Consider the following 26,504-nt stretch of genomic DNA (forward strand, 5'->3'; position numbering starts at 1 on the left):
TGTTCTGTTAAACCACGACTTCTAGTTTCGAGAGAATTAGTTTTATTGCTGCATATGGAAATTTAAGGAGGATATCCCTTCATCAACAATGAGGTTTTTAGGGGGGAGGTATACTCCCGATGGCAGCAATTAGCTTGACATTTTTATGCTGCTTGAGATTCCCCCATAGGTAGACCAAAGTAAGCACGAGTGCTTTCCTCGACCTTACAGGCTACTGCGTTAACGTCAAACTTGGTTAAGTAAGAATCGAAGCCAACTCTCTGTAGTTGGTCTTCGTTTGGTAAACAGCTTATCGATGGCCAGAGCATTACATAAAGCCCCTTTAGATCTGCATCATCTCGGATTTCTCGTACAAATCGATACCCATCCATATCAGGCATTTGATCATCCGTGATAACCATCAACAAAGATTGCATCAACTTAGGTACAGACCGAAGGATCCGTAATGCCTCGACTCCATTCCTAGCCTCTATGACATTTAAGCCTAGTGCTTCAAGTGTTGAGCGTTTGTTTATATCAGCCAGTGAACCATCTATGACTAGTACATCCATGCCTTTGGCCATTTCCATTGCATCACTATCTAATTCAATAGCATTGTTATGATTAGATAGAGATGCCTGGGTAAGTATGTTTTCGACTTCCAGGATCCCAAGCATCTTATCGTTTAAGTCTGTAACAGCCGTTACAAGCCGACTTCCTGCCACACCTTTAGGCGGTTTACGCACTTCAGAAATAGGTTTTTTCACAATCCGGTCGACACTATGGACAACAAGGCCCAGAATGGAGATATTACATTCCGTGACTATCACTACGTTGTTATCTGATATTTCTAGAGGAGCAAAACCGACAGCGTGACTTAAGTTTATAATCGGTATTGATTTATTTCGGTAGAATGCCACTCCAACGACATGTTCATGTTGGTTCGGAACTTTACTGATATTAGGAATGCGTATAATTTCCTGAATTTTGAAAACGTTGATTGCGAATACTTGATCACTATTCATCTTGAATGTTAGAAGCTCTACTCTCCCCCCTTCCACCTGCTGTATGCCTTTAGCAACTACGTGTGTCATACCGCTCATATCAAACCTTTTATTTTTAATCTGTTTTGGTAATACCCTCTTTGCAACGTCCTATTCCCACGAGATACACCATTATGCTCTTAATGATACAGCAATTTGCTTGCGCAATTAATATCGAGCGTTGGAAATGTGGGATCAAGTTTTAAATGAAAAAGCCTTGGTCTGACCATGGCTTTGTGAGGCTCACAGCGTGAATTTCTGTTCAGCCACGCCCAGATCTATGGTCCAAACAACCCTATAAGCCAACCGTCAACGTTGTGGGTATGGACTAAAGTCTCTATGCTTGTGGGGTATCCGTATGCAAGAGACTCTGATTTTGACGATGACAACATCCGTTCCATTTCCTCCAGCAATGCCTCTCTTCGATTCTGCTGAAAATTTGAATGAGCCAAATAGATTCATCAATGACCATATTGCATTTATAACGGTTAATATTGTCGAAGACGCGGGAGAGCTATATGAACTTGCCCTTGATTGGTTGATTGAACAAAAAGATAACTACAACAACTTTAAAGCGTACCGTGCTGAATTGAATGCATTTCTTCATTACTGCTGGTCGGTTCAAGGAATGTCTGTCTCAATGGTAAATCGAGCATACATGCGTCAATACATTGAATGGTGTGAGAATCCACCGCAAGAGCTGGTGGGCTCCTACAATGCTACCCAGTTCGTATTCAACAAGGGGATTGGAGAATGCGTGCCAAACGCCAAATGGCGCCCTTTCACTAAGAGAGCGCCAAAGGGTTCAGGCCTCGATATTTCAGAGGTTAAGTACAAGCTTTCCGACTCTGCAATTTCTACCAAGCTTAGTATCCTGAGTATGTTTTTCCAATACTTGAATGCAGAAGAGTATTGTGATGCAAACCCGGCAGCCATCGTTCTTAAATTTGGTAAATACAAAAGCAAGAGCCAAGCTACTGCAGCCGGTGAAGATGATGATGAATTGAAATTCTTTTCAGACCTGCAATGGAGCTACGTCATTGAAACTGTCGAGGAAATGGCAAAAGAAGACCCTGTCACACATGAGCGAACATTGTTCCTTATAAAACTGCTGTATGGCACCTACTGCCGTATTTCTGAAATCGGCGCCCGACCAGGTTACGCTCCAATAATGTCCCAGTTTCGTCGTGATAAAAAAACTGGAAATCTCGGATTCTACATTCCGAAATCTAAAGGCGGTAAGCGTAGGACTGTCTCGGTTTCCGATGAACTCAAAGAAGCATTGATCCGATATAGAAGATTTCGAAAACTCTCAGATATTCCATCACCAGGAGAAGACGCTCCATTGTTTGTCCGACACAAAGCAGCAACTCATGGAAGAAACGTTGGGGATTTAAATGCAAACCTCGGAATCAGGCATATTCGAGAGTTGGTACAAGACGTAATTGAAAAGGCGGTTATGCGACTCGAAGCAGACGGCTTCAATGAAGATGCCTGCGAAGTGAAAGTCTTGACTGTACACAGTATCCGTCACACAGGGATTTCACACGACATAGCCCAAGGAAGGCCGTTAGCACACGTACAAGCAGATGCTGGCCACGAAAGCATCGAAGTGACGTCTCGATACCTACATACTACTAGAGCTGAGCGGCATGAAAGCGCTAGGACAAAAAAACTAAACCCTCTCGATTAACATCCTTCCTTGTGGGCCTTCCTAAAGGGAGGCCTCGCGACACAACTAAAGTGCAAAGTTAATACGATATAAACGGCGATTCTAATTCAAAACCGTTCATCAACTTGAATAAACGGTGCATAAAGATTCGATATGTTAGAAAATTCTCGGGGCTAATACTTATCCATCTGCATTTCCATGCAGTTATGGCGGTATTTCGGCTTTAGGCCAGAAACAAGCTAGACCTCGGCAGGTTAATGCTAGGCTTCCAAAGTTGCCCTTCAAAATCACATATTTCGGTGTAATGATAGGGCCTTCCTGAATGCAGTTAACCATAAGTGAGTAAAACGATGGTTCAATTTTCGGGTGATTTGAAGGGCAATAGTTATTCAGGAAGAATCTAGATCACGGGTTGCATTCTTTCGTTAATGTTATTGTACATAGAGAACTAAGTATAGGAAGTAATGGAATGCAATTCATATCTAACGGCCCTGATATTCCAGATGAACTCTTGCAGGCGCACGAGGAAGGCCGCGTCGTATTCTTCTGCGGAGCAGGAATTTCCTACCCAGCAGGTTTGCCAGGTTTCAGTGGACTTGTCGATCAAATTTTCCGCTTGAGCGGAACGAAACCTGAGGACATCGAGCAACAAGCAATCAATCGAGGTCAGTTTGATGCAACACTTGACCTGTTAGAGCGTCGTCTGCCCGGTCAGCGTCTTGCTGTGCGCAGCGCACTAGCCAAAGCTCTGAAGCCCAATCTCCGCAGGAAAGGGGCAACTATGTCTCAAGCGGCTCTGTTGCATCTTGCACGTAGCAGAGAGGGCTCTTTGCGGCTGGTAACCACAAACTTTGATCGCATATTTCACGCCGCTGCCAAACAAATAGGACAATCGTTCATTGAGTATGCAGCCCCGATGCTACCCATCCCTAAAAAAAGCCGTTGGAATGGTCTGGTTTTTTTGCACGGGCTACTACCAAAAAAAACTGACGACACGAGTCTGAATCGTCTAGTTGTCACAAGCGGTGACTTTGGTCTGGCCTATCTCACTGAACGCTGGGCAGCACGCTTTGTAAGTGAACTGTTTCGCAATTACGTGGTCTGCTTCGTAGGATACAGCATAAATGATCCCGTACTCCGTTACATGATGGATGCGCTAGCGGCCGACCGAATGCTTGGGGAAGTCACTCAGCAAGCTTGGGCGCTGGGTGATTGTGTGCCAGGGCAAGAAGATACCAAAACTAACGAATGGAAATCCAAGGGTGTAACTCCTATTCTTTACTCCGTACCTGCTGGTAGCGGCGACCATTCTGCGCTACACATGACTTTGCACGCTTGGGCAGAAACATACCGTGACGGTGTGCAGGGTAAAGAAGCTATTGTCATAAAGCATGCCCTTGCCATGCCACAAGACAGCACAAAGCAGGACGATTTTGTGGGTCGATTATTGTGGGCTCTCTCTGATAAATCAGGCCTGCCGGCAAAACGCTTCGCCGAATTCAATCCCACCCCTTCACTAGACTGGCTTCTAGATGCCTTCGCGCTCGAGCAATATAAGCACGCCGACCTTATTCGCTTTGGTGTTCCACCACATGATGAAATTGACTCGAAGCTGCACTTTAGCCTAGTACGGCGCCCTGCCCCCTATGACCGAGCAGCACCGATGTTGCTTGCCACCAGCGGCCTAACAAGTAGCACATGGGATGATGTGATGTTTCATTTGGCTCGATGGCTGCTGCGTCACCTGAATGATCCTAGATTAATAATCTGGATTGCAGATCGTGGCGGAAATGTCGACAACCGGTGGCGCTTGCTGATCGAAGATGAGCTGGATAAGTTTACCTCTCTCGAGGATGCTGGTGGAACCGCAGTTCTTGAAGAAATCCTCTTCCACGCACCTAAATCAATTCCAAGCCACGCAATGCGTACATTGTGGCGCCTGTTGCTTACTGGTCAGGTTAAATCCTCAACTTATGACCCTGACCTATTTCGCTGGAAAAGCAGGCTAAAACAGGAAGGGTTAACCACTTCGCTGCGATTAGAGCTGCGGAAATTGCTTGCACCAAAAGTGGTCTTGAAGAAGGCGCTTAGACTTAGCGAAGTCTCAAACATCAATGAAGAACCTGTACGGATCAATCAATTGGTAGACTGGAAGCTAACCCTTGCAGCGGATCATGCAAATTTTGATTTATGTGGCTGGGCCGACGAACGCTGGAAATCGTCTATTCCACTCCTGCTTCAGGATTTTCAACAGTTGGTGCGTGATGCACTGGATTTGCTATGTGAATTAGGCGGGGCTGACGCTAACAACAGCGACAGGTCTTACTGGGATCTTCCATCCATTACCCCACATTGGCAGAATCGAGGCTTTCAAAACTGGGTAACCTTAATCGAGCTACTGCGCAATGCTTGGTTAGCGGTTCGTGACACCGATAGCGCAGAAGCAACACGAATTGCTCATAGCTGGTTTGAGTTGCCGTATCCAACCTTCAAACGTCTAGGATTGTTTGCAGCTAGTCTAGATGGATGCATTCCACCTGATAAGTGGGTGGATTGGTTGTTGACCGATGGCGCCCAATGGCTTTGGTCAATTAGCACGAGAAGGGAGGTGTACAGACTACTAGTGCTGCAGGCTCAGCATATGGCCGCGGCCGATCAAGTAAGATTGGAAGCAACCATCTTAGCCGGGCCCCCACGCGGTATGTATCGTGATGATCTGGATCAGGACCGATTGCAAGACTTGATGGCACACGCCGTCTGGCTACATTTAGCCAAGCTGAACGCTTCAGGCCTCACTCTTGGGGTAGATGCTTTAACTCGCTTTAAGGAAATTTCACTTTTATACCCGAAATGGGAATTAGCCACTAATGAAAGTGATGAATTCCCACGCTGGATGAGTGGAACTGGCGACCCCGATTACGAGGACAGTCGCAAAGTGAACATTGCTCCGCGCAAACGAAATGATTTAGTAACATGGCTCAGAAATGAGACACCCAATAAGCAAGAACTCGACGAAGATACGTGGCGAGATGTTTGCAGCACACGCTTTTTCCACGCTCTACTCGCTTTACGTGATCTTGCATTGGAAGATGAATGGCCAGCTGATCGTTGGAGTGAAGCTTTGCAAGCTTGGTCCGATGATGGTTCAGTATTGCGGTCCTGGAGATACGCTGCACCACTAGTTCTGAAAATGCCTAATTCTGTACTACAAGAAATTGCTAACGGAGCTACATGGTGGATGGAAGCGGTTTCTAAATCAATCAACTACAATGATAATATTCTGGTTGAGATGTGCTGTCGTGTACTTTCTCTGCCTCAGGAAGCTTTCTCTGGTTCAAACACCCTACTCGATGACGATACTTATGACCCTGTCAGTTTTGCAATAAACCATCCAATTGGACATGTTACTCAAGCCCTAATCAATCTATGGTTCAAGAAGAACCCAAATGACAACGAACTGCTTCCAATCGAGTTAAAGACAATTTTCACATCTCTGTGTGACATACAAAAGGTCCATTTCCGTCATGGTAGGGTACTGCTGGGATCACGGATAATTGCATTTTACCGAGTCGACCGACCATGGACAGAACAATATCTTTTGCCCTTTTTTAGTTGGAATAATAGAGATGAAGCTAAGGCGCTCTGGGAGGGATTCCTATGGTCACCGCGCGTGTACCAACCATTGTTGTTTTCATTGAAAGCCGAGTTTTTGAAATGCGCAATTCACTACAAGTGTCTTGGGAACCTTCGCCACCAATATTCAGCATTCCTGACCTATGTGGCGTTGAGCTCTCCAGACGGGTTCACCAATGATGAGTTTCAAATGGCTATTGGCACTCTTCCAAACGATGGCCTCGAGGAGTGCGCTCAAGCACTTTCACAGGCACTTGAAGGTGCTGCCAATCAACGTGAGGACTATTGGAGCAACCGTGTTCTACCATTCTGGCAAAATATCTGGCCAAAGACGCGGGATAAGGCAACAACTCGGGTAGCGGAGTCTCTTGCCAAGTTGGTTATTGCAGCCAGACGGAAATTTCCTGCGGCCCTTGCAGTAGTATATGACTGGTTAAAACCCATTGAACACCCGCACCATGTTCTTCACTTACTTGCAGAATCTGGTTTGTGCAATCAATTTCCAGGGGACTCTTTGCTTCTATTAAGTGCTGTGATACCTGACCAACAATGGCCGGTAAGGAGGTTACGTCAATGCCTGAATGATATCGTTCAAGCAGACCCTTTGATTGCGCAAGACGCTAGGTATAAACGGTTAAATGAGTACTGTCGAAAGTGGGGCATATAAAAGTGTAAGGAGTTAGCCCACGATACCCTAAGGCTTGATTCCTTTGGAGTAATGCCCAGGTTTGGTGTCGCCAACTCTATCCCGAAGCTCCCACACTATATTTAACTCTGAACACAACGCATAGAAAATTAGGCTATGCGTTGAGAAATTCTCATGTTCCAATTGTATTGGTTTACTCGAATTTTCCTTCAAAGTCTGTCCAAGGGAAAAGTTTGAGTTCACCATGGTCGTTAGCGGCTAGAAAATATATACAGCACGCTATAAACACAACATGCTGAAAACATACAGAAAAATTAAGAGAGTGCTCAAGCTGATGCACAATTTTATTTCTTTCTAATTTTAGACGAACTAGAGCTTCTATAAATGTGTCAGTAACTGATTCCGTCTTAAAACCGAAAGAGTGACAAAATGATTTTTTCATTGACTGAACTTTTGCTGGGTCATCAAGATCAGCATCAGCGTGTACCCCACTATGCCACGCTTTAAATCGATTTTTTGAAGGGTTGCTCCCTAGGTGCTCCACAATATCATTGCCGTAAGCTTCAAGTAAGGAATATATATACACTATCGAAACCGAGTCTAAAGGGAAGAAAGACACTGCTTCAGATGATTTAACAGGGTCAACAAGTAGATCACCAATAATTAAAGTTTCATTTCGTTCAGACCAACTCTCGATGTTGGCCATGGAAGCAATGACCCCCGTCCCCCTTACAGTGCCACCATTTATCGATTGTTCCGATTCGAAACGATCAGGGTCAACTTCAATTTTTCCTCTTATATAGAGTTGAACTTTATAGCTAAATTCAAACTCCAAAATCTCAGTTAAGAATGATAGAGTTCGCTCTTTAATATCGATATAACCTCATGATTTTAAATCCTATTTTTTAGGGTTCAGTATAAGAATGAATCATAAACACACATGGCTTGTATCTAAGCACTGTCGTATTATGACTTCGAAATTAAACAGGTCGATTGGCACAGGGCTAAGAGTTTGCCCTTTTACCCTCCTGTCGTGTATGAGAAAAAATGTCCCTAAATTCATAATCGACATGTCATTGTACAACCTACATTTCAATACTCAGAGATCATATCAACTAGTGATTAAGTTGAAATACCTCCAAAGCTCACTAATTGACCTGACAGTCAATGCTACTGAAAACCAAAACAACAATTACAATAATATCAATAACATAAAAAATCCAAATTGAATGAAACATCATTTACTTACGTTAATGACAATTATCGCAACCTATTTTAATGAAGAGCAGCCCGGCGCTGAGGGCGGTAGAACCATCCGGCATCGCCCTCAATCTTGAATGAATCATTGATTTTTGTGAGTGCCGATTTTCACATGCCTCTATATAGCAGCCCAGAAACTGAAGTACAAACTGTTCAATATGGTTCAGTGCCTAATTGAACACGTTCAAAATACGGCCAATTTCTATAGCAGCCAAAGTAAAATCCAGTTTCCAATAATGCCGAAATGTGGGTTTTGATTTCCGCCTATACATGTATAATAAGGGTTAGACGTTTTTTGACACTTGCAAAGGTGGTTGCATGGATTGTTATGCGTACTTTTTTGGAAATGACCAGAGCAAATTTGAAGAGTTCAAAAAGGCTTTTCTTGCTGGCACACCTGAACAAAACATCTTCATCGAGGAACTGAGCGATGATGAATCTAGACCAAAATTAGAATTGCTTGCGCAGTCAATGTCTAGCGGTGATAAACTTTCAATTGAATCACTTGAGCATATTGGTTCGACAATGAATGATGTGATTTTATCTCTGGAATCATTTTCATTAATCGGCATATCACTGCACATACATGACAATGAAGATTCGAAATTTATTGATAGCATTGGAGGATTAAACCTTGCTCCATCTATAATTAAGAGTGTCTTTTCTCTGCAACAACGTGTAGTAAGGGCGAGAAGACATGAGGGCATCAGGAAAGCAATGGAAGCAGATTCAAAACTCTATCCATGGGAGGCTGAAAAGAAGAAATACCGCGGCAAAGTGGGTAACAGTGAAGACGTAAAACTCAAAGCAAAAGGGTTGCAGATGCGTGGCCACAACCCAACTCAAATCAGTGAACTTCTATCAATTTCAAGGGGTTCGGTATACAACTACATTCGAGAAATGGATGAAAAACAACCTTGCGCGATTACAGCTTACAAGTATCTCCTTGAGATAGATGGCTTCAAATTGCTTCCGCATACGACATATAAGTCTGTCGTGGAAATTGTCGTTGATGTGATCTCTTATCTAGCTTCTGACAGCCAAAAAACTGTTCGAGATTCAGTTTCCACCTTCACTAAACTCAATCCTGAGATTGCCACAATTGGTCATTTAAATAGCTGGTTAAACACCAATGATATTAATGAAATTTTCAAACTGAACGGCTTTGAATTAAATGGCTCGGAACAATCCTATTTCTCAAATTTGGTCAAACTTTTTACGGATGAATCAATAGATGATATTCGAAGATTATCTTCTTTGTTCAACCCAAAAGAAGCTTCACATATCCGCCCTCTAATCAGAACGCTACCAGACTTCGGTGAAACAGGACTCAATCGCTTAACGGGCCTGTTAGGGTACAATCAAAAATTCAAAGACCATGGAATTGACCGTTTAATTAACAAATGCGGCCTCAACGATAACCCCAGCGCTCGTTTTCTTAAGTCGGACTCTGCGCTGCAAAGTTTAATGTCCACCGGCTTGTATGAGAGCTGGGAGCTGACAATTTGTCACTTTGTAGACTAACAAGGGATTTATAATGGAATTCGAACCTTTCGCGCTATACATAATTGCCACCGTCATATTATGGGCTGTTTTCCGTATGAAATTTATCACTGCATTAATGACGGTATATACCGCTTGGTTATTAATCTCATTTGGTACTTTGATAGCAACCAATTATGAGAAAAAGCAATTTTATGGGCCAGGAGAAATAGCTGATTCTATTTCCTATCTAGCGATGCCCTATGCGCCAACAGGCGACTTGGCATCTGTTGCAATATATCTTGATTCAAAGTTGGGCGAAAATGGCGGTAACTCTTGCAACCATGTTCAACGTGCGGATGGAGGGCCTATAGCAATGAGCACATATTCTAACCATGACGAATCCCTTTCAGGCGTAGCCTGTTGTCAGCACAACTTCGAATCTGCGGGCTGGCTTGTTCCATATAAAGTTGTCGGTGATAAGCTGCATATGCTTTGCGGCACATTCCCAAATACCCAAGAGGTAATTACTGCATTACCTGAATCAATCAAAAAATAAAAAGGGTTGGCTGCTGATATTGAATTTGCGGCCATTCCCAAATATAACTTTATCACCAATTAATACTGTGCAACAAAAATTTAGAATGAGGAAGGAAAATCCTTAATATTGATACTTTTTAATTTGTCCTCGCGTAATAACGCAATCAATAATGCTAAATGACCGAATAACAAACCGTTATCTCCATACTTGCTTTTAATTAAATCGATAGCCTCATATCCAGCTTTGCCTTGTTGATTTAAATTGCAAAATTTTATGAAAACTTCGACCTCTGCCTCATCAACAGGCTTATTTTTATTCTCAAGCAAATATGAAATACTTTGCTCCAATTTCCCAGTATTTATTTTTTTTATTGTATAAAATAGTAAGTAAATTGATATAACAATTGCCAATACAATTAACAAAAGGCTTGGTTCTAAACTAAACATAAATATCCTCTGTAATACTGTAGAATCTATAGTGTTCTAATCTATGGGTTTAAGCCCTACCTTTGATTAAACATCAAAACGAGTTTCAGAGCTAGCCATAAGTTTATACAATACCGTTATAGTTTCGGCGATACTCTGCTCATAATACACTGTATCCAATCTTAAAAATGGAGCGAACTCGGCCCTAACCTCTTCGGCAGTCGTAGCTTGAAAGTCCCTTAACAATTTCTGTGATTTGATCACATTGGTGATATTTTTAGCAGATGCTGAAGAGCCTAGATTCCTCTCAACAAGCTCAATAAGTTGAAAAGAAAACACAGTAAATTGTGATTCACCCAGTTCATTTCTTACTGTATTGCATATCATTATATTGCCCCCGAATCATACTCATGATTATTAGTTACTAAAATTATCTTATACCACATACGTTGAGTCCCTATGAAGATTCGCGGGTTCGGCGATTTCATTTCGTATGATACCTTTACAATTGCGCTTTATCTAATTCATTTTGCTTTAGGATTAAGTACACAACATGGCCACTAAAACACACCCCCGACAACATGACCATCGCCCAATTAAAATTATAATCACTGACGAATAAATAAATAAAAGCAATCGCTGAAGCGAAAAATATCACCAAGGAAATAATTAGAATTGCTCTCCTATATGCTTCGTTTCCATTATTACTTTTATTTTCGCTTTTCATTTAGACCTCGAAACTAATTATTTATTTTAATTATATTCAACTAACAAACTCATCTGTGGCATATAGAGCTTCTAATAGATATCAGTGCATAAGATAACGTGATTGGTGCCATTTGTTCAAATTTATTAAATACAGATTACTGGACTCGGTTTGCCATAAAAATATCCCTGCGCCATGTCACAACCTAAACTTGCCATTATATTCCCCTGCATTTCTGTTTCTATTCCTTCAGCAACAATGGTCAGGTTAGATGCTTTGGCCATATCAATGGCAGCTCTTGTTAGTGCTAGAGTGCGCTCATCATCAATCGTGCTGCAGAACATACGGTCAAGCTTTATTGTATCGGCTGGAATATACATCAGATAAGCAATGTTATTTGCGCCCGTGCCAAAGTCATCAATCGCGATTTTATACCCATTTTGCTTTAGGGTGGTTATTGCATCAAATCTCTTATCACCCTTATAGATGACCACTGTTTCAACGATCTCGAACTCAATTAGCCCTGGAGGAACATTGAAACGCTCTTGAGCCAATTCGATCGCTTTCATTGTTACACCGTCAGTAAACGAACTGGCTTCAATATTTAGGGCTACTGTCATGGATTTTCCATCATCGATAAGCTCACGACATTTTCGGAACCCCTCAAATATGATCCAATGGTTTAGCTTTCCGGATAAGCCGAACGCATTAAACCATCCCAAGAAGCTGGCTGGCAACAACAAGCCATGCTCTGGATGCTGCCACCTAATTAACGCCTCTACGCCAATGATATCCTTGGTGCCCATGTCCACTTTAGGTTGATACCAAAGCTCAAGCTGGTCCTCATCAATGGCTTTTGTTAGGTCTGACGGGGAGAACGAAAGCGCATCTACATTCCTTTCACGGCCACCGTTCCAAATTGCCTCTTCATGGCACTTAATATCTTTTTCAGCCTTCTTAACAATCCTGTTTACACAACAATTTTCTTCCGTGAATCTAGAAATGCCCACAAGAAAGCTTACAGTAATTGGGTTGCAGCCAGGCAAACAATCTTGACTGACAAACCCCTGACACAAAGCTCTTCGAAAAATCCCAATTTCTCCGTGAGGCGACCGACCACTAATTAAAATCGCAAACGTACCTGACTCAAACTGAGAAATATTGAAGCATTCTCGTTTCGACACCTGAACTACCTGCTTACTAAGCCATAAAAGGGACTCTTCGATGACCTGTTCGGTTTTCATATAGCCCAATTGAGAGCTTAATGTCTGTTGGTTTAGCATCTTTGCAATAACAAGTCGAAACGGCTGCATTGCCTTAATTTGCCGCTCTATCTCTGCAAACATCTCGAGTCGTGTAATAACACCATCTTTACCGTATGAAAGCAGTTGTCCATAGCCACATTCACCTGCGGATTCAATGCTTGATGTAATACCATTACACATAGAGATTTAGCCTTTAATTTATGTGGCCGAAGAAAAAAAATCATTATATACGCCTTAAATAGAAAGCGTAAGATCAGTAATTTATAACCAGCTACAAATCCTCTTTATTTTCAATTGCAGATAGTTTTAATTTGTGTAAATTGGTACTAAACAAAGGTAATTCGTTAAAGATAATCGACTAAATGATGGTGAATTTCTATGCACCCCCTAATTCTATCGACCTTACTACTTACAGCAGGAGCAGAAGCAGCTGAAGAAGTGAATAACTTTCCAGAATGGGTACTAAACACCCCAAATGGTCATAGCTCTTACTGCATCCCCATTACCTCAGAGCATGCGTCTGCCAGAAAAGCTGCCGTTTTGTACGCTGGCATAACACTCGGCAATGGCGTAGAACGACAAGAAGTGGGAGGCTTCGAACGCTCTTTAGCCTCGGATCATGACGGTGTTTCTTCATCAAAATATGAACAAACCATTCAAGTCATTACAATGGGGGATGCACCAACTGTTCAGGTTGTTGAAGAGCAGCTTGTAGGCCAACAGCTTTGTGTACTAGTAAAGGCGCTTTAAAATTGGCTCTGAATCATACAATAAGGCAGATATTGTAGAACTAACATTTGAACAAACCCATGGTACTTCATACTAACAATTTGCCTCCCCATCCTGCCTATCAAGATGTATTTGTAGACCTAGCATGCACATCAACTTATGCTGGGTAGCTAATAAATTTTTACGCTTCATTTTGCAAAAGTGCACTGAAACATCTGATTCCATCCCGGTCACGATAATGTAGAACTGATGTTCCACTGCCTCTGTGGCCTTAATAACCAGTTTATCGAAGCAGCTTGACTGCCACACATTTTCAACGACCTTCATGCCAAATAATGAGCTTTGGCGATATAGAATGGTCTTATCGTTACTTAGGGCAACCTTTATACGATAGCCAAATGGAAATACTGACAAAATAGCTAAAGGGATTGACCAGGAAGGCATTGTGTACCCATAAAGAAGCGAGTGATAAGTACTGCTCAGGGCTATTATGCCCAAAAAGCCAGACAGCCACAGCACAGGTTTAGGGAAGCCACACAAGCTAAACCCAAATGCCGGCGCCCCACGTTCCTTGTCGATTTTTTTGAATGGAAGAACAAGCATATTCCTGCTATCTCCTTTAGTGAACAGTTGCCATGCTTTCATGCCCATCGTAAAGAACTGGCATAATTACATTTTCTAGTATTTGAGAAGGGGCTTGTGCGCCATATTTAGTGAATACTGGTTGCAATAAATTGGAACGTATTACAGAAAAAGCTTCCTGGTCGATACCAAATTCTTCGTGATCGATATCAGAAGACCACCAATTGGTTATTAAGTGTTTAAGCACTGACAGGACAAATTCAGTCCTTCCATTAGGCATCGTCAAGTCGTGTTGAGATGCAAGACGTTCGACCGGCACTATAGTATCTGGCAAACGCAGCATACCCTTTCTATTTCGTAACATTGGGCTCTTACGTTGCCGACACGCAATTGAGCCATTATCAAGATTTAACCATAGAGGAATTTCTACTACTCCATCCTTCGGCCGCTCACAAGAAATAAGCGATAACGGCTCCGGGTGAAAGTAAAGATAAGCAACCATAGCAACAGTCAGCACCTGGCCATCTTCTAAATGATCTAGGGGTTCTAGGGATTTTCCCCTCTAAAGTAACATAAATCGCCACAACCCTCGCAGTTAATGGCTTGTGGAGCTGGGTTACCTTTCATTTTAGACTTCATTTTCAACAATAGGCCTAGTTATTTCCTGTAAATCAGGTAGTTTGCGGTTACTAGCGAACTGATAAGTGCCGCTCAGATTAATGTTCTGCCATGCAACGGGTGATACTTGTCGAGTTATTGCTGCTTTTTCCTCGTCACCAACTTCTTCAAAGTGCAGTAATAGATGACTTAGGATCATCGAGTTAAAGTAGATAATAGCATTTGCCGTCAAACGGGCACACTCGTTCCAGACGACTATTTCTGATTCGTTTTTTCCACGGAACTGGTCACGATTGACCGATGCAATAGCTCGCCTGAGGAAATGCCAGGCTTCGCCTCGGTTCAGTGCTCGTTGAACATATTGGCGCAGACTTGCATCATCAATATAATCAAGTAAATATTGGGCTTTGATGAGCCTATTATATTCCGTTAATGCTTGTAATATAGGGTGTCTAGATGGATAACCAGATAATTTGCGTACTAGCAATGCCTGTGTTGTGCGTTTTTCTTGAAGGGATAACACAATACGCTGAATATCCTGCCAGCCTTCTTCAATCACATTCATTTTTATCGGCTTTTTCAGCGCCAGATGCGTGTTTCCGTCGTCGCTTTCAGTTACGTTAAATAGGTCATTGATCACACTGGTGAACTGAGCATACCTAGGCGCAAAACTATAACCGCATAAATCCAATAAGGCATAATTAACATGATTAACACCATGGGTGTCGGTTGAGAGGACATCTGGCTTAAGATCACTAGTATTAGATTGTAGTAAGTCGTAAATATAATGGGACTCATGCTCATTAGATCCTATGATACGGGCATTTAACGCACTATGATTGGCAACTAACGTCATGGCCGTAATACCTTTGTTGGTGCCGAAGTATTTCGAGGAGTAGCGAGTTTTAAAAGTCTCAAGGTGAGTTTCAAATTTTTGCCCATCGGTACTGGCGTGCAGGACGTCTTCTTGGATGTGATAGTGGCGGAAAATAGGGAGTGCCGCTACTGCGTTATTGATGATATCACTAGCCTCTTGCAAGGTTTCAGGCCTAATATAATTAGCTTGTATAGTGCTTAGATGCTCATAACTGCGATCAGATATTTGTGCCATCCCATATACGCCGCGATGTGTCGCATTCGCAATTAGAATAGCCAATAAATCATCCTGATTGGCGCCTACTTGTTTTTGTATTGGCAGCACGTGTGCGAAGCATTGCATAAAGTTGGTTTCTTGTTCAACATAACGCAACACATCAGCAATACTGACGGGGATCATTTGTTTAAAGAAAGGGTTGTTGACAAGTGATTGGGAGCCTTTAACTGGCAGTCGCCATCGTGTGCCACTTCGGCTCTTCATGATCACATTGCGGTTATCACCATTATCAATGTGACGAGCAACATCTTCTAGGGATGTTGTTAAGCGTATTTGTTTTACTTGCAGTAGCTTCTGAATCGGCTGCTTTAGCTTTTCCAATGTTGATGATGCCAATAGATCAGGCTGTATTGACGATGCAATTAAGTCGTCTTCTAGCGCACGATATTTAGTGACGTTTGATAAGTAAATTCGACCATTAAGCCGAGAAGCCAGTTGACGGTAAAGCAACCATTCGTATCGCTGTGGATGAACAACATCCTTGTTAATTAACCATGGACGATGTTTTTGTTGGATAAGTGTACTATCCATTGTTTGCAATGTATTACCTGCTAATAGTTCTGTTTTTGTGGTTTTGAGCTGGGTCACTAATGCTTCTGAGCCTTTACCTGCTTGGCATTCAAGACATAGAAACACGGGCCTTAATAACTGCTCAATTAACCCGTTTTGATCATCATAATATTGCCATTGATATTCTTCTACCGTGCGTTTTTGCTTTTTTAAGTACAGGCATAGCGTTTCTATATCTTGGTTATTCATTACACTTAATGCTTGTTGCCTAACCGTTGCAAATGGTTGATTATCGTCGATACTGTCATCAACAAACAGATGCAGTAATTCTGCGGCTTTGGTGACATTGTCTGCAGCTGACCTCCATGAGTCAAACACTGCCTGTTGGGCAAACGCATGCGCAGCTTCTTGTTGTTTACGGATATGATGAATAAACCCATCAGCCAATCGCTCTAGGCTTTGCCGTATGCGTTGAGTCAGAAAACACAGCAACCATAGGTGTTGCTGTGGACGCTTAAAGCGTTTTAGTTTACTGCCATAATAATCCACCATTTCACCGAAGTGTTGTTGGTTTTTAGACGATAAGGCTAAGCCCTGAAGAATCCCCTGATGATTTACAAATAAATCATCAAATTAGAGTGGAAGCGCATCTTGTTGCATGATCAAATGGTTTCGCTAAAAACTACACTTGGACAACAAGATGCGCGAAGCCAATATCCTACAACATTCTTTACACCAATACTGCCCAGAACTTCACCTAAAACGATTAAACAGCTTGATGCTGGCCTCTAAGGCACTGATTGAATGTAAGACACTGACCTTGACTGAGTTAGGTCGAAATTTACCAACCACGGCCCGAACCAAGCACAACATCAAGCGCATTGATCGTTTGCTCGGCAACACGCATCTGCATCAAGAACGGTTAGCTGTCTACCAATGGCATGCCCGCCTCATCTGTTCTGGTAACCCTATGCCGATTGTGCTCGTCGATTGGTCAGACATCCGAGAGCATAAACGCATCATGGCTCTGCGCGCCTCAATAGCCTTCAATGGCCGCTCTATTACCCTGTATGAGAAGTCCTATCCCCTATCAGAACAATGCTCTAAGGCCTCCCACAACGGTTTTTTAGCGGACTTAGCCAAGATTTTACCTTTGCATGTTACCCCTCTCATCGTGACTGACGCGGGGTTCAAAGTGCCTTGGTACAAAGAGGTTGAGGCGCATGGTTGGTTTTGGCTAAGCCGTATTCGCGGTACAGTTCAATTTGCAGATATTGGCGCTGAAAATTGGCGTGCAGTTCGCAGTACACATGACTTGGCCAACGGTCAAGCGAAGAGCCTGGGTTGTAAGACCTTGACCAAAACTAACCCTATCAATTGCCATCTCACGCTTTATCGTAGCAAACCTAAGGGGCGTACAAATCAGCGTTCAACGAGGACTAATTGCCACCATCCATCGGCAAAAACGTACTCAACATCGGCGAAAGAGCCTTGGGTGTTAGCCAGCAATTTACCACCAGAATCTCGGAGCCCAAAGCAGCTGGTAAACCTGTACGCCAAACGTATGCAAATAGAGGAAACCTTTCGTGACCTCAAAAGCCCGGCATACGGCTTTGGCTTACGCCAAAGTCGTACCAACAGTCCAGAGCGATTCGACATCATCCTACTGATAGCGTTGATGGTTCAATGCCTGTTGTGGCTAGTTGGTTTACACGCACAGCAACAGGGCTGGGATAAGCATTTTCAGGCCAATACCATTGGGCATCGAACGGTACTCTCAACGATTCGCTTGGGATTGGAGGTACTCAGGCGGCCTGATTATCAAATCACGGAGAAAGAATTGCTGGCGGCCTGGGTATTATTCGCCAATCAGTTGCTCAAATATGGCTATGCTATGGCTGATTTATGAGGGGATCCTTCAGGGCTAAGCCCTTAACAGCATTATCAATCTGTCTTGTATAAGGCTGTAACTGATGATACACCGTCAGTTCTTTTTTTAGCTCTGTCACCATAACGCTTTTTGCACCGGCTCGAAGCTGGCTTAAGGAGAGCCCATCTTTGTCATCGATAATAGTATTTAGAAATCCGTGTAGTTCAGATGAAACATGAATACGAAGCTTATTATTTAACGCCTTCTTGACCTGTTGGATAACACGACTGATAAGCTTTTGTAAGACAGTATATTTAGGGATGGCAATTCTATGCGTTGCTAGATATTCAGCGGCTGCATCGAATAGATAACGAGGCTCAAGCCAAGCTTTGCCGACCATAACAAGATGTTCGTACAGCGGCGCAAAGTGCAGACTTTCGTCCCATTTCTGATAGTTTAATAACCTCAGTATTCTTTGATATATACGGTCACGCTGCATCTTATTAATGCTGAAAGGCCTGATCCCTTTGCCTCCTTGAACTTGCGTTGAAATAAACTGCATATCGTCAAAGATGAGGTTAAAGCTAGGTGAAAGAATCACAGGCTTAGACTTAAAATACCCTAATAACGCAATGAAATAGCATCGGTGGTTCCTTAGGCGAATACTTTTCAACTCTGTTAACTCGATCTCGTTTGGCGTAAAATACAATCGTTGTTGTTCAAGTGATAATAGCGGCGGAGAATATAGATCAAGCTGCTCAGCTTTGGTAAGAATTGATAGTTCGTTTTTTATAGCCATAGGAATTAAATTAAGTTTAAGGGGTTGTTAACCTCATAATTTGCCATACTTTGGAGAAGTAACCCACCTTTGTATGCCTTTAAATATGGTGAGTATGGCGATTTATGTTACTTTAGAGGGGAAAATCCCTAGAACCCCATCTAACATTGGAATATTGAACCCCTGATAATTGAAAGCTGTATTAATGCTGAACTATAAAGCTGATTCCGCAATAGGCCTTACATAAATGACGTCATTGGTTTTCATTGATGACTTCCTCAGTTTCGGGTCGTCATCAAGTATCACTACAATAGCTTAATGCTTGATGTCAGCCCTCAACGTCTAGAAAGCCAATTGAGGATGGTTTGTATCAGTTTCCATAGCAAAACAAAGAGAGATTTGCCGAACACAAACCATTGAAGCTTGCCGCCGCCAACGTCGGTAAAGTCTCATACCCTCTTGCCGGGCTACTTCAAGTTTAACAAATGGCGTTGAGTTATTAAACAAATCAGAAATTTGATTCAAAGTAGAGTAAAACTGAATAAAATTCGGATTCCAAAACGTTATATTCAGTAAGTCATCTATAGGCTGGAATTTGTACAACACTTGTATTTCAATGGCCTGCAAGTAGATTTTCTCCCCTTACATCGTCGAGCTTAATCCCCACGCATTTAAAAAAAACAATTGATAATGAACACCATGGACTGTCGACATTTCTCGGCATAAATCAGAGATTGCATTGCTCAAAAGAGCTTAAGTGCACCAAGTCGGATTCAAAGTAACTATGGAATTAGCTAATAGTAATGAACAAGAGAGGCCTCCTTTGGCGGTAGAAGATCGAGTTTTAGAAGCTCTTAAGCGAGGGCTCAAGGTGGTTGCGTCTATCCGCGGTTTCAGAGTAGCTTTATCGCCCGTAGTGTTTTTCTACATAGAGCTAACTGCCATAGACAAACGCAATAATGACCAAGAATTTGAAATTGGGTTTTGGCCCGGAATGACAAACGAACTGGCTGAAGCAGAAAAAACCCTAAAAAGTATTAAAGTTACTCACCCTGAAGTACAGCTTTTGCATTTGAAAGAGCCTGTATTTATTAGGAAAGATGATAATGGTACAGAGGGCGGCAGAGTTGGGGCATCATAACTTATTTGCCAAACTCGTCGACCCACACTATTTCATTACCCGAACTACTTGCTGGTTCGGGTAATGCCCACAAAAATACTCTGTTGAGTCCTCACGAGCAAGTATAGGAACGTACACTGAGCCTCCTTCCACGCTACAACATAACTTTGTGCCATCATCAAGCACCGAGGTTATTTGGTATTCAGGCGAAATAGGCAGAACATGCAGACAACTCAAGCTGCCTGAGTCATCAAGCTTTTCTGCCAGTTCGACTCGCACATCCATTTTTGGCCATTGCTGATATTTTTCTGGTAGAAATATGGCAACTTTCAAGCCTTCAGCACCTAGAAATGATTCAACTAGATAGTTATGGGCAGCATTACTTGCTATATCTTTAGCAAACACTGCGATTAGGACGCCTACTGCTACAGCTTTGGCATTATGAATAAGTCTCACAACTGGTCCTTCGCAATCAAAAATTGAATAATTATATTCTCACAATTCAAATTTTGTAAGTAAAACGAACTAAATGACACTTAGTTTTATTAAAAAAAAGCAATACTTAACGCCACTCATTGACAGGGTGAGACATTCGAAGTATTGTAGTTGAACTATCGAAGCACCCTCCCTTTCTTGTTCACGCTTCGTAGTAATGGCACGGCTTTCTTGACCTTTTGAGCCACTAGAGCGCCCCGGCAGAGTCGGGGCGCTTTTGCATCTAATGCAAGCACACATTTAATAATTGTGCCGCCATCCAAGCACTCTGCTTCTCCCCCACATGTATTCTTACCCCATTGTTTAGACATAGTTTGCCACCATGACTTGTTGAATTCTTTGTTTCAAACAAAAGCTGAAGAAAAGTCGGTTCCGTAATCCCATTATCACCGTTGTGTAGATAGAACGAGGCCGAATCAAAATTTAGGTCTAGTTTGACGACTAAACGTGGAATGCAATATTCCACAAAGTCAGTTATAGATGGCAAAGTAGACTTTTCTTCATGCATTATCACGAAGTCATGACCACCAACACTAATCAGGGTTACCTTTAATGCAATGGCATCCAAACCGCGGTCATTTTGTTCAATCGCAAGCTTAATTTGTTTTATTTCAACAGGATGCATCATAGATCTGCTCCCCTTGTTCGATCACAAACTTGTTGAGCTCATCTTTGTTCAGTTCCTTATCCAGTTTTGAACCACACTTGTGACAAAAATTCGCTAGGATAAACAAGCCTGGATGAGGGAGCACCTTTCTACTTGTGTTAAATTGCCTCACCTCATTCATAAAGTTACGTACCGCTTCGCAATCAATTTTTGTTACGTCCTTTCCATTAAGCAGCCCTAGGGCGTGGTCGCAAATGTCTGGCATTCCGCCTCTCCACACTATTTCATCGAAATTAAACGATCTCATAGTTGGACAAACGCGCAACTCTAACTAGAGTGCTTCACTATAGTTCCCAGTTAAGGGGTTCATGGCCATTATCTATAAGCCAATTGTTAGCTTGTGAAAAACAGAAACTTCCGTTAAATGCCTGAAACTTTTTACCCGACTTTGTATATCCAAAGCGATTACATGCATCATGAGTATTGCTTGGATGTGAGGTCCGAATAACTTTATGCTTACTTTCGTCCACCAGTTCGCAAACTTCATGAGAAGCTCCTCCCCAAGCTAGGAATACAACTCCATGCTCGAGCTTATTAATCTCTTTGATAGTTGCTTCAGTAAAACTACTCCAACCGATCGATTCATGTGATTTCCTTTTATTTTCAACAACGGTGAGTATGCTATTAAGTAACAACACTCCTCGACGCGCCCATGCTTCTAAGTTACCACTGGCTGGAGGAGGCACTCCCAAGTCACGTTCCAGTTCTGTAAAGATGTTTCGTAAGGAAGCAGGTATTGGCACACCTTCATTCACACTAAAGGAAAGGCCATGTGCGAAACCTGCTGTTGGGTAGGGATCCTGACCAACTAGAACAACTCTAATATCAACCAGGTCGGTTAACTCGTACGCTTTGAAAATATCGCGGGGCATAGGCCAAATTTTGACTCCATTATTGATTTGATGTTGTATGGCCGTTTTCAATTTCAACATGTAATGCTTAGTGAGCTCTTGCTGAAAAAATGGAAGCCAACCGGGCGGGAGTCTCGATTCATCAAAACTCATAGTTTTCTCTCATAAAATGAAGGTGCCGAGGTCTTAGATTACAGGCCCGTTCCCAAGTCCTCATGGTCGTAGTGATCTTACTAGCAACACTTTATGCCTGTTATAACCCCCAAGGATTTCATACAAACCGCAGCCATTACAATAGATAAGCCGATGCATCAGTGTTTGCCCCTAAGGTTAAGTCCTATCCTGAACTGCTCAGGACAGAGACTTAACACTCATCAAAGTTATCAACTGAAACAATGGGTTAAGCTTTACGGGCAAACTTTAATGTCTCATTTTGCTCTTATGGGCAAATTTTAGTGGTTACGGACAAATTACATACACAAAAGGCAGCACCAACAATATATGTATGTTGCCATAAGATTGCGGCTTCCAAATGTAAACTATAGAATGCGTGGGAAATTATTACTCTGGAGAGAATTATGTCACCTTGGCTAAGCGCAATGAGCGCTCTTGACCGTCGACTTACGATTGACCAACTTGAGCTTTGTCATTATCGGGCTCTCTCATATGTCCATGAAATTGCATCAGTTTCTGACGATGAATTGGCAATGTTTATAAGCAATAATGAAAATATTCATTCTGGTCAGATGATTATTGAAAACCTAATGGACCGACAATTGTTTGAACGGGATATAGATACAAATAAAATAATCCTAAGTGATCATGCAAAGATGATAATTGACGAGATTTATCGACTGTGCCATTCGCGCCTAACAAAGCCACTGTTTGTAGCCCCAGATCGCTAATAGCTAGGAGGCGCCCGCACAATGGGCGCCCTAGTTCATTTCATTAATACAATATTTCTGCTCGGCGATTTCTAGCGCTCGCATCATCCGTGTTTCCTGGGTCTGCTGGATGAGACTCTCCGTAAGAAACACAAGTTAGTTGTTCTTTTCGAGCGCCTAATTCTACAAGTTTCGCACACACATTATCTGCGCGTTCTTGACCAATTTTTAAATTTGCCTTGGCAGATCCTTTGTTGTCGGTAAATCCAGCAACCATCACTCGAATACTCTTGTCGCTGTGCAGATAGTTAACATGCTTCTTAAGCAACGGTATCCATTTGTCTTCTACTTCAGTGTCACTAGTGACAAAATAGACAAATTTCTCTCTCGGTTGCACAATCAAAATTGGCTCAACTCGTTCTGATATTGCCGCATCGATAGCTAGCTGTATTTGCTCCAACCGGCTCAATGTAAGCTTGCGATTTTCTTCAATCGCTTTCAGCCTACCCTCAATCTTTGCGTAGTAATCGGCGTCTGAACTGGTTGTTGTATTCAACGGTGAAATTTGATGTATTCCAACGACCTCCTTTGATGTACATCCAGCGATAACAATCAAGCCTGCAGCAACAAATGCAGCACGTAAACACATCATTCGACCCCTCTACTACGATATCAAAATTCAAAGTTAAACATTCTAACGCTAATCATTGAACATGGATACTTTCTCAAATTTCAATCAATAGTGGATTGGGCTATAATTTAGGACAAATCAACGTACAGGTACCCACGGGTGCATTAAACTATATGCATAATTGGTATAGTATCCACACACAACCTTTTGATTTCGTAAGATACTGTAAATAGAAAGCATTACCACGACATCAATAATGTATAGTTATGAATTGTATTGCATAATAATACATTGACCCTATTTTGCAGGTTAACTATGATGTGTGAACAACGATTGATCAGTTGTGTATAGATTGGTCAACTATTTATTGCACGGAAATATTGGTAGGTGTTTATGCCCGTGGCAACGACTATTACTGAGCCAAAAGTTAGAAGTGAACTTCTCTATCATAAATATAAGATGGATGGACTTTACAAGGACTTAGGTGAGCTGATTCGCAGCTCTGAACTCGTTTCCGCTCAGGTGTTTCAACTACCACCGGTTGCAATTGGAGATGAACATAACAAAGTTAGTAAAATCAGAGTAACAACATATACTGGTGAGGCAGCATTCTTTAAAGCAATGAATGCTTTTAGTAAAGTCTATGCTGATGATGGGATGTCAAGGAAGTCTGTTTTCCGACTGCCTGGGTACATTCAGATTGATGCTAACAGAACAGAAATTATTGACCTTGTATCTGAAATTAACAAAGAAAAAGCCGAGTTCAAAGACTTTGTTGACCAGATTAAGGGGGCCAAGAAGAAGCACGATATTGTACACGGGCTTTTTCCGGGCTTAATAACAAAACAACTATATAGACGACTACATGCCGTCAACACCGACATTAGCCAACTTGGCTTTTGTTGGGCTCAGCGGTTCGTGACAACCACGACTACTCGAGAAGAAGTAATATCTAAAATAAAATGTCAGATTGATAACCCGCCATTAAATTGTAACCCGGATGAATGGCGAATTTTTCTCGAAAGGGAGATTACAGATATCCAACGCTTACCTGCAGGCATTGAACTTAGGCACAAACGACCTGCGAAAGTAAATGCTGTTGTAAATCTAGATTGCGAAGATACCCCACAGTTAAGTGCTCATCTTCCACTCATAATCGTGCAGAAGAGCCCAATTTGCGTTTCTCCACTAATAGATTTCAACGCTGCATATAGACGCTGTGTTAGATCCGACTCTTTGATTGGTGGCAAACCCATCATAGGAAGGCTTCATCTGTATTCAAAACGAAGTAAACTTTAAACAAAAATCCAAGTGTTTTATGGGCGCCGAGGATAGCGAGAAATTGAGTATCGAAATATGAACCATCATATTACAAGAGAGATCTTTTGCCTGAAAACTCAGGAGATAACTATTAGCTATTCAGATTTACAGGCTTATGCCATTGAAAATAACATAAGAAGTTCGCGTCAATGGTTCCGACACCATAATGAGCGTAAAGGTGGAGTACCAACTCCAACAAACATGCCAAAAAACCCAGCAACCTATTTTCAAAAGAATGGGGAATGGAATGGTTGGGCTGAGTTCTTGGGGACCAATAATAAAGTAACATGCTACGATTTAAAGTCCTTTCTGACCAGCGACCTTCTTAAAAATGATAAAGCTAAATCCTTACACCAGTTCGCATCAAGGACTATGGATAGCTTTATAACAGCTTTTATTCCAGATAATACTGAGTATTTAATGTATCCAAAGATAACTGGAAGTATACAGTTAAAGAGGGGTGGACAATGAACCAAACAATCAAAGAAATGCAAGCCGAAGGTTTGGCCACACCAGATGACATGATGAGCTATGAAGAAGCTCAAGCATATGCTTCTAATCATAAAATAAAAAGCATGCGCCAGTGGTTCGATTACCACAATCCACGAAAAGGTGGTGAAGTTAGACCGAGAAATGTTCCTGGCGACCCATCCAAATTCTATGGTCGTCGTGGCTTATGGACTGGTTGGCCGGACTTCTTGGGTACTGATACGAAAGCAACACAAGTTCAAAAAGATGAATTTTTGGGATTGGAGGAAACGAAACAGTGGTTTATAGACAATAAAATCACTACCGTCACTAAGTTTCGTGAAGTGTCCAAGAGCGGAAATAGGCCAGATAACATCCACTCAGCGCCAGATAAAAAATTTGAAGTTAAGTTTTCTGACCTACTTTGCCCGAAGGATGATCCTTATCTAACTTTTGAGGAAGCCCGAAAATTTGTTAGGACATTTAATTTCGCAAGTTACCTCGAGTTCAGAGAAGGTCGTCGTAATAATGAAGACCTAAAACTGATTCCATGTAACCCAGACAAACACTATGAAAAAATTGATAAATGGACTAGCTGGCCCGACTTTTTAGGTTACTCACGAATCAAATAAGGTTTCACACCCTAATCAAAAAAGGTTTCAAACCCTAATCAAAAAAGGGTCTGCTCTGCAGACCTTTTTTATGCATGTTGTTAAACCCCTCTCTCTATGCTGCTTCTATGCCAGCAGCACACTTAACCTTCGTCAAAATAGATGTCACCTCATCTGACGATCAAATTTTTATCCTAGATCTGCCTCATTCCTCCCGCAAATGGAATTGCTTTCAATTGCAGCTAAGTAAAATCAAATTACCAAATAATTGAGTGGTCTAATCTGCCCCTGTGTTCCGCTGGGACGTGGGAGTGATTTCCTCTACCACTTATTACTGTCCTGAGTATCTGTATTTTTATATTCACTAAAATATAGTTCAAACCATTTTTCGGCATTATCGCGTCCAGCTTTACCAGCTATATTCATCCCTTCCATTACTGCGCCATTGAACCATTTCTTGTCCAAATCAACAATTGCTGGTGGGAAAAGCTTCTCAGCAGAGAAACCGAAATGGCTTGCAACTGATAACCCAATGACACCAAATAATAAACTCTTTATCTTCATT

At 42.1% G+C, this 26,504-nt stretch carries 22 protein-coding genes and 2 pseudogenes; 11 read left to right on the top strand and 13 right to left on the bottom strand.

Annotated elements, in window-relative coordinates:
• Window positions 1-143: 143 nt before the first annotated feature.
• Window positions 144-1,082: a chemotaxis protein gene (locus N5E87_RS22295; protein ID WP_279776028.1), complete on the bottom strand. Its 939-nt coding sequence runs from the start codon at window positions 1,080-1,082 to the stop codon at window positions 144-146.
• A 298-nt stretch (window positions 1,083-1,380) separates the two neighbouring features.
• On the opposite strand from N5E87_RS22295, the gene N5E87_RS22300 reads away from it, so the two are divergent.
• Entirely contained in the window at window positions 1,381-2,715 is a 1,335-nt protein-coding gene (locus tag N5E87_RS22300) for a site-specific integrase (protein WP_279776029.1), read from the top strand.
• A gap of 448 nt (window positions 2,716-3,163) precedes the next feature.
• Entirely contained in the window at window positions 3,164-6,994 is a 3,831-nt protein-coding gene (dsr1, locus tag N5E87_RS22305; RefSeq protein WP_279776030.1) for an anti-phage defense-associated sirtuin Dsr1, read from the top strand.
• A gap of 172 nt (window positions 6,995-7,166) precedes the next feature.
• Here the strand turns inward: dsr1 and N5E87_RS22310 are convergent, their stop codons facing one another.
• Entirely contained in the window at window positions 7,167-7,808 is a 642-nt protein-coding gene (locus N5E87_RS22310; protein WP_279776033.1) for a hypothetical protein, read from the bottom strand.
• A 743-nt stretch (window positions 7,809-8,551) separates the two neighbouring features.
• On the opposite strand from N5E87_RS22310, the gene N5E87_RS22315 reads away from it, so the two are divergent.
• Both N5E87_RS22315 and N5E87_RS22320 read left to right on the top strand, forming a co-directional pair.
• Window positions 8,552-9,757: a hypothetical protein gene (locus tag N5E87_RS22315; protein WP_279776034.1), complete on the top strand. Its 1,206-nt coding sequence runs from the start codon at window positions 8,552-8,554 to the stop codon at window positions 9,755-9,757.
• Window positions 9,758-9,770: 13 nt separating this feature from the next.
• Window positions 9,771-10,274: a hypothetical protein gene (locus tag N5E87_RS22320; protein WP_279776035.1), complete on the top strand. Its 504-nt coding sequence runs from the start codon at window positions 9,771-9,773 to the stop codon at window positions 10,272-10,274.
• 80 nt (window positions 10,275-10,354) lie between these two features.
• Here N5E87_RS22320 and N5E87_RS22325 read toward each other — a convergent pair whose 3' ends face one another.
• Window positions 10,355-10,702 carry a hypothetical protein gene (locus N5E87_RS22325; protein ID WP_279776036.1) on the bottom strand — a complete coding sequence of 116 codons (348 nt, stop codon included), beginning with the start codon at window positions 10,700-10,702 and terminating at the stop codon, window positions 10,355-10,357.
• 831 nt (window positions 10,703-11,533) lie between these two features.
• Entirely contained in the window at window positions 11,534-12,832 is a 1,299-nt protein-coding gene (locus tag N5E87_RS22330; protein ID WP_279776037.1) for an EAL domain-containing protein, read from the bottom strand.
• A 198-nt stretch (window positions 12,833-13,030) separates the two neighbouring features.
• Between N5E87_RS22330 and N5E87_RS22335 the strand changes: the two genes are divergently transcribed.
• Entirely contained in the window at window positions 13,031-13,402 is a 372-nt protein-coding gene (locus N5E87_RS22335) for a hypothetical protein (protein WP_279776038.1), read from the top strand.
• Window positions 13,403-13,474: 72 nt separating this feature from the next.
• Here N5E87_RS22335 and N5E87_RS22340 read toward each other — a convergent pair whose 3' ends face one another.
• The 3 genes and pseudogenes from N5E87_RS22340 to N5E87_RS22350 form a co-directional block, all read right to left on the bottom strand.
• On the bottom strand, window positions 13,475-14,026 hold the full coding sequence (locus tag N5E87_RS22340; protein WP_279776039.1) for a hypothetical protein: 552 nt from the start codon (window positions 14,024-14,026) through the stop codon (window positions 13,475-13,477).
• Window positions 14,001-14,480, bottom strand: a complete 480-nt coding sequence (locus N5E87_RS22345; RefSeq protein ID WP_279776040.1) for a hypothetical protein — start codon at window positions 14,478-14,480, stop codon at window positions 14,001-14,003. The genes N5E87_RS22340 and N5E87_RS22345 overlap by 26 nt, the downstream gene beginning before the upstream one ends.
• Window positions 14,481-14,591: 111 nt before the next feature.
• Window positions 14,592-16,844: pseudogene (locus tag N5E87_RS22350) on the bottom strand (Tn3-like element ISKox2 family transposase); the annotation flags it as partial.
• 100 nt (window positions 16,845-16,944) lie between these two features.
• Between N5E87_RS22350 and N5E87_RS22355 the strand changes: the two are divergent.
• A complete protein-coding gene (locus N5E87_RS22355) occupies window positions 16,945-18,153 on the top strand; it encodes an IS4-like element IS10A family transposase (protein ID WP_088585397.1) in 1,209 nt (402 codons plus the stop codon).
• 10 nt (window positions 18,154-18,163) lie between these two features.
• Here N5E87_RS22355 and N5E87_RS22360 read toward each other — a convergent pair.
• Window positions 18,164-18,913, bottom strand: a pseudogene (locus N5E87_RS22360) (DUF4158 domain-containing protein); the annotation flags it as partial.
• Between the two features lie 763 nt (window positions 18,914-19,676).
• On the opposite strand from N5E87_RS22360, the gene N5E87_RS22365 reads away from it, so the two are divergent.
• The gene (locus N5E87_RS22365; protein WP_279776041.1) at window positions 19,677-20,033 is read left to right on the top strand and encodes a hypothetical protein; all 357 of its coding nucleotides are present in this window, start codon (window positions 19,677-19,679) and stop codon (window positions 20,031-20,033) included.
• A gap of 27 nt (window positions 20,034-20,060) precedes the next feature.
• On the opposite strand, the gene N5E87_RS22370 is transcribed toward N5E87_RS22365, so the two are convergent.
• The 3 genes from N5E87_RS22370 to ung form a co-directional block, all read right to left on the bottom strand.
• Window positions 20,061-20,468 carry a hypothetical protein gene (locus N5E87_RS22370; protein WP_279776042.1) on the bottom strand — a complete coding sequence of 136 codons (408 nt, stop codon included), beginning with the start codon at window positions 20,466-20,468 and terminating at the stop codon, window positions 20,061-20,063.
• Window positions 20,469-20,730: 262 nt separating this feature from the next.
• Window positions 20,731-21,135: a hypothetical protein gene (locus tag N5E87_RS22375; RefSeq protein ID WP_279776043.1), complete on the bottom strand. Its 405-nt coding sequence runs from the start codon at window positions 21,133-21,135 to the stop codon at window positions 20,731-20,733.
• 323 nt (window positions 21,136-21,458) lie between these two features.
• Window positions 21,459-22,178: a uracil-DNA glycosylase gene (gene ung / locus N5E87_RS22380; RefSeq protein WP_279776044.1), complete on the bottom strand. Its 720-nt coding sequence runs from the start codon at window positions 22,176-22,178 to the stop codon at window positions 21,459-21,461.
• Between the two features lie 425 nt (window positions 22,179-22,603).
• Here ung and N5E87_RS22385 point away from each other — a divergent pair, with 425 nt between their 5' ends.
• Window positions 22,604-22,930 carry a hypothetical protein gene (locus N5E87_RS22385; RefSeq protein WP_279776045.1) on the top strand — a complete coding sequence of 109 codons (327 nt, stop codon included), beginning with the start codon at window positions 22,604-22,606 and terminating at the stop codon, window positions 22,928-22,930.
• A 43-nt stretch (window positions 22,931-22,973) separates the two neighbouring features.
• Here the strand turns inward: N5E87_RS22385 and N5E87_RS22390 are convergent, their stop codons facing one another.
• Complete coding sequence (locus tag N5E87_RS22390) at window positions 22,974-23,561, bottom strand: OmpA family protein (protein WP_279776046.1); 588 nt, start codon at window positions 23,559-23,561, stop codon at window positions 22,974-22,976.
• A 378-nt stretch (window positions 23,562-23,939) separates the two neighbouring features.
• Between N5E87_RS22390 and N5E87_RS22395 the strand changes: the two genes are divergently transcribed.
• Genes N5E87_RS22395 through N5E87_RS22405 form a run of 3 tightly spaced genes read left to right on the top strand, consistent with a single transcriptional unit; the run spans window position 23,940 to window position 25,960 of the window.
• Window positions 23,940-24,839, top strand: a complete 900-nt coding sequence (locus N5E87_RS22395; RefSeq protein ID WP_279776047.1) for a DNA replication terminus site-binding protein — start codon at window positions 23,940-23,942, stop codon at window positions 24,837-24,839.
• A 57-nt stretch (window positions 24,840-24,896) separates the two neighbouring features.
• On the top strand, window positions 24,897-25,331 hold the full coding sequence (locus N5E87_RS22400; RefSeq protein ID WP_279776048.1) for a hypothetical protein: 435 nt from the start codon (window positions 24,897-24,899) through the stop codon (window positions 25,329-25,331).
• Window positions 25,328-25,960 (top strand): hypothetical protein, encoded by a 633-nt coding sequence (locus N5E87_RS22405; RefSeq protein ID WP_279776050.1) that lies wholly within the window; start codon window positions 25,328-25,330, stop codon window positions 25,958-25,960. The genes N5E87_RS22400 and N5E87_RS22405 overlap by 4 nt, the downstream gene beginning before the upstream one ends.
• Before the next feature lie 300 nt (window positions 25,961-26,260).
• Here N5E87_RS22405 and N5E87_RS22410 read toward each other — a convergent pair whose 3' ends face one another.
• A complete protein-coding gene (locus tag N5E87_RS22410; protein WP_279776051.1) occupies window positions 26,261-26,503 on the bottom strand; it encodes a hypothetical protein in 243 nt (80 codons plus the stop codon).
• Window position 26,504 lies beyond the last annotated feature (1 nt).

Origin of the sequence: Shewanella sp. GD03713 (assembly GCF_029843705.1) — a bacterium.
Lineage (GTDB): Bacteria > Pseudomonadota > Gammaproteobacteria > Enterobacterales > Shewanellaceae > Shewanella.

Excerpts from the sequence above, each read along its gene's own strand:
- N5E87_RS22340 (WP_279776039.1), bottom strand. The coding sequence starts at position 14,026 with ATGAAAGCATGGCAACTGTTCACTAAAGGAGATAGCAGGAATATGCTT.
- dsr1 (WP_279776030.1), top strand. The coding sequence starts at position 3,164 with ATGCAATTCATATCTAACGGCCCTGATATTCCAGATGAACTCTTGCAG.
- N5E87_RS22375 (WP_279776043.1), bottom strand. The coding sequence starts at position 21,135 with ATGATGCATCCTGTTGAAATAAAACAAATTAAGCTTGCGATTGAACAA.
- N5E87_RS22330 (WP_279776037.1), bottom strand. The coding sequence starts at position 12,832 with ATGTGTAATGGTATTACATCAAGCATTGAATCCGCAGGTGAATGTGGC.
- N5E87_RS22405 (WP_279776050.1), top strand. The coding sequence starts at position 25,328 with ATGAACCAAACAATCAAAGAAATGCAAGCCGAAGGTTTGGCCACACCA.
- N5E87_RS22390 (WP_279776046.1), bottom strand. The coding sequence starts at position 23,561 with ATGATGTGTTTACGTGCTGCATTTGTTGCTGCAGGCTTGATTGTTATC.
- N5E87_RS22315 (WP_279776034.1), top strand. The coding sequence starts at position 8,552 with ATGGATTGTTATGCGTACTTTTTTGGAAATGACCAGAGCAAATTTGAA.
- N5E87_RS22385 (WP_279776045.1), top strand. The coding sequence starts at position 22,604 with ATGTCACCTTGGCTAAGCGCAATGAGCGCTCTTGACCGTCGACTTACG.
- ung (WP_279776044.1), bottom strand. The coding sequence starts at position 22,178 with ATGAGTTTTGATGAATCGAGACTCCCGCCCGGTTGGCTTCCATTTTTT.
- N5E87_RS22335 (WP_279776038.1), top strand. The coding sequence starts at position 13,031 with ATGCACCCCCTAATTCTATCGACCTTACTACTTACAGCAGGAGCAGAA.
- N5E87_RS22325 (WP_279776036.1), bottom strand. The coding sequence starts at position 10,702 with ATGTTTAGTTTAGAACCAAGCCTTTTGTTAATTGTATTGGCAATTGTT.
- N5E87_RS22355 (WP_088585397.1), top strand. The coding sequence starts at position 16,945 with ATGCGCGAAGCCAATATCCTACAACATTCTTTACACCAATACTGCCCA.
- N5E87_RS22400 (WP_279776048.1), top strand. The coding sequence starts at position 24,897 with ATGAACCATCATATTACAAGAGAGATCTTTTGCCTGAAAACTCAGGAG.
- N5E87_RS22365 (WP_279776041.1), top strand. The coding sequence starts at position 19,677 with ATGGAATTAGCTAATAGTAATGAACAAGAGAGGCCTCCTTTGGCGGTA.
- N5E87_RS22320 (WP_279776035.1), top strand. The coding sequence starts at position 9,771 with ATGGAATTCGAACCTTTCGCGCTATACATAATTGCCACCGTCATATTA.
- N5E87_RS22300 (WP_279776029.1), top strand. The coding sequence starts at position 1,381 with ATGCAAGAGACTCTGATTTTGACGATGACAACATCCGTTCCATTTCCT.
- N5E87_RS22295 (WP_279776028.1), bottom strand. The coding sequence starts at position 1,082 with ATGAGCGGTATGACACACGTAGTTGCTAAAGGCATACAGCAGGTGGAA.
- N5E87_RS22410 (WP_279776051.1), bottom strand. The coding sequence starts at position 26,503 with ATGAAGATAAAGAGTTTATTATTTGGTGTCATTGGGTTATCAGTTGCA.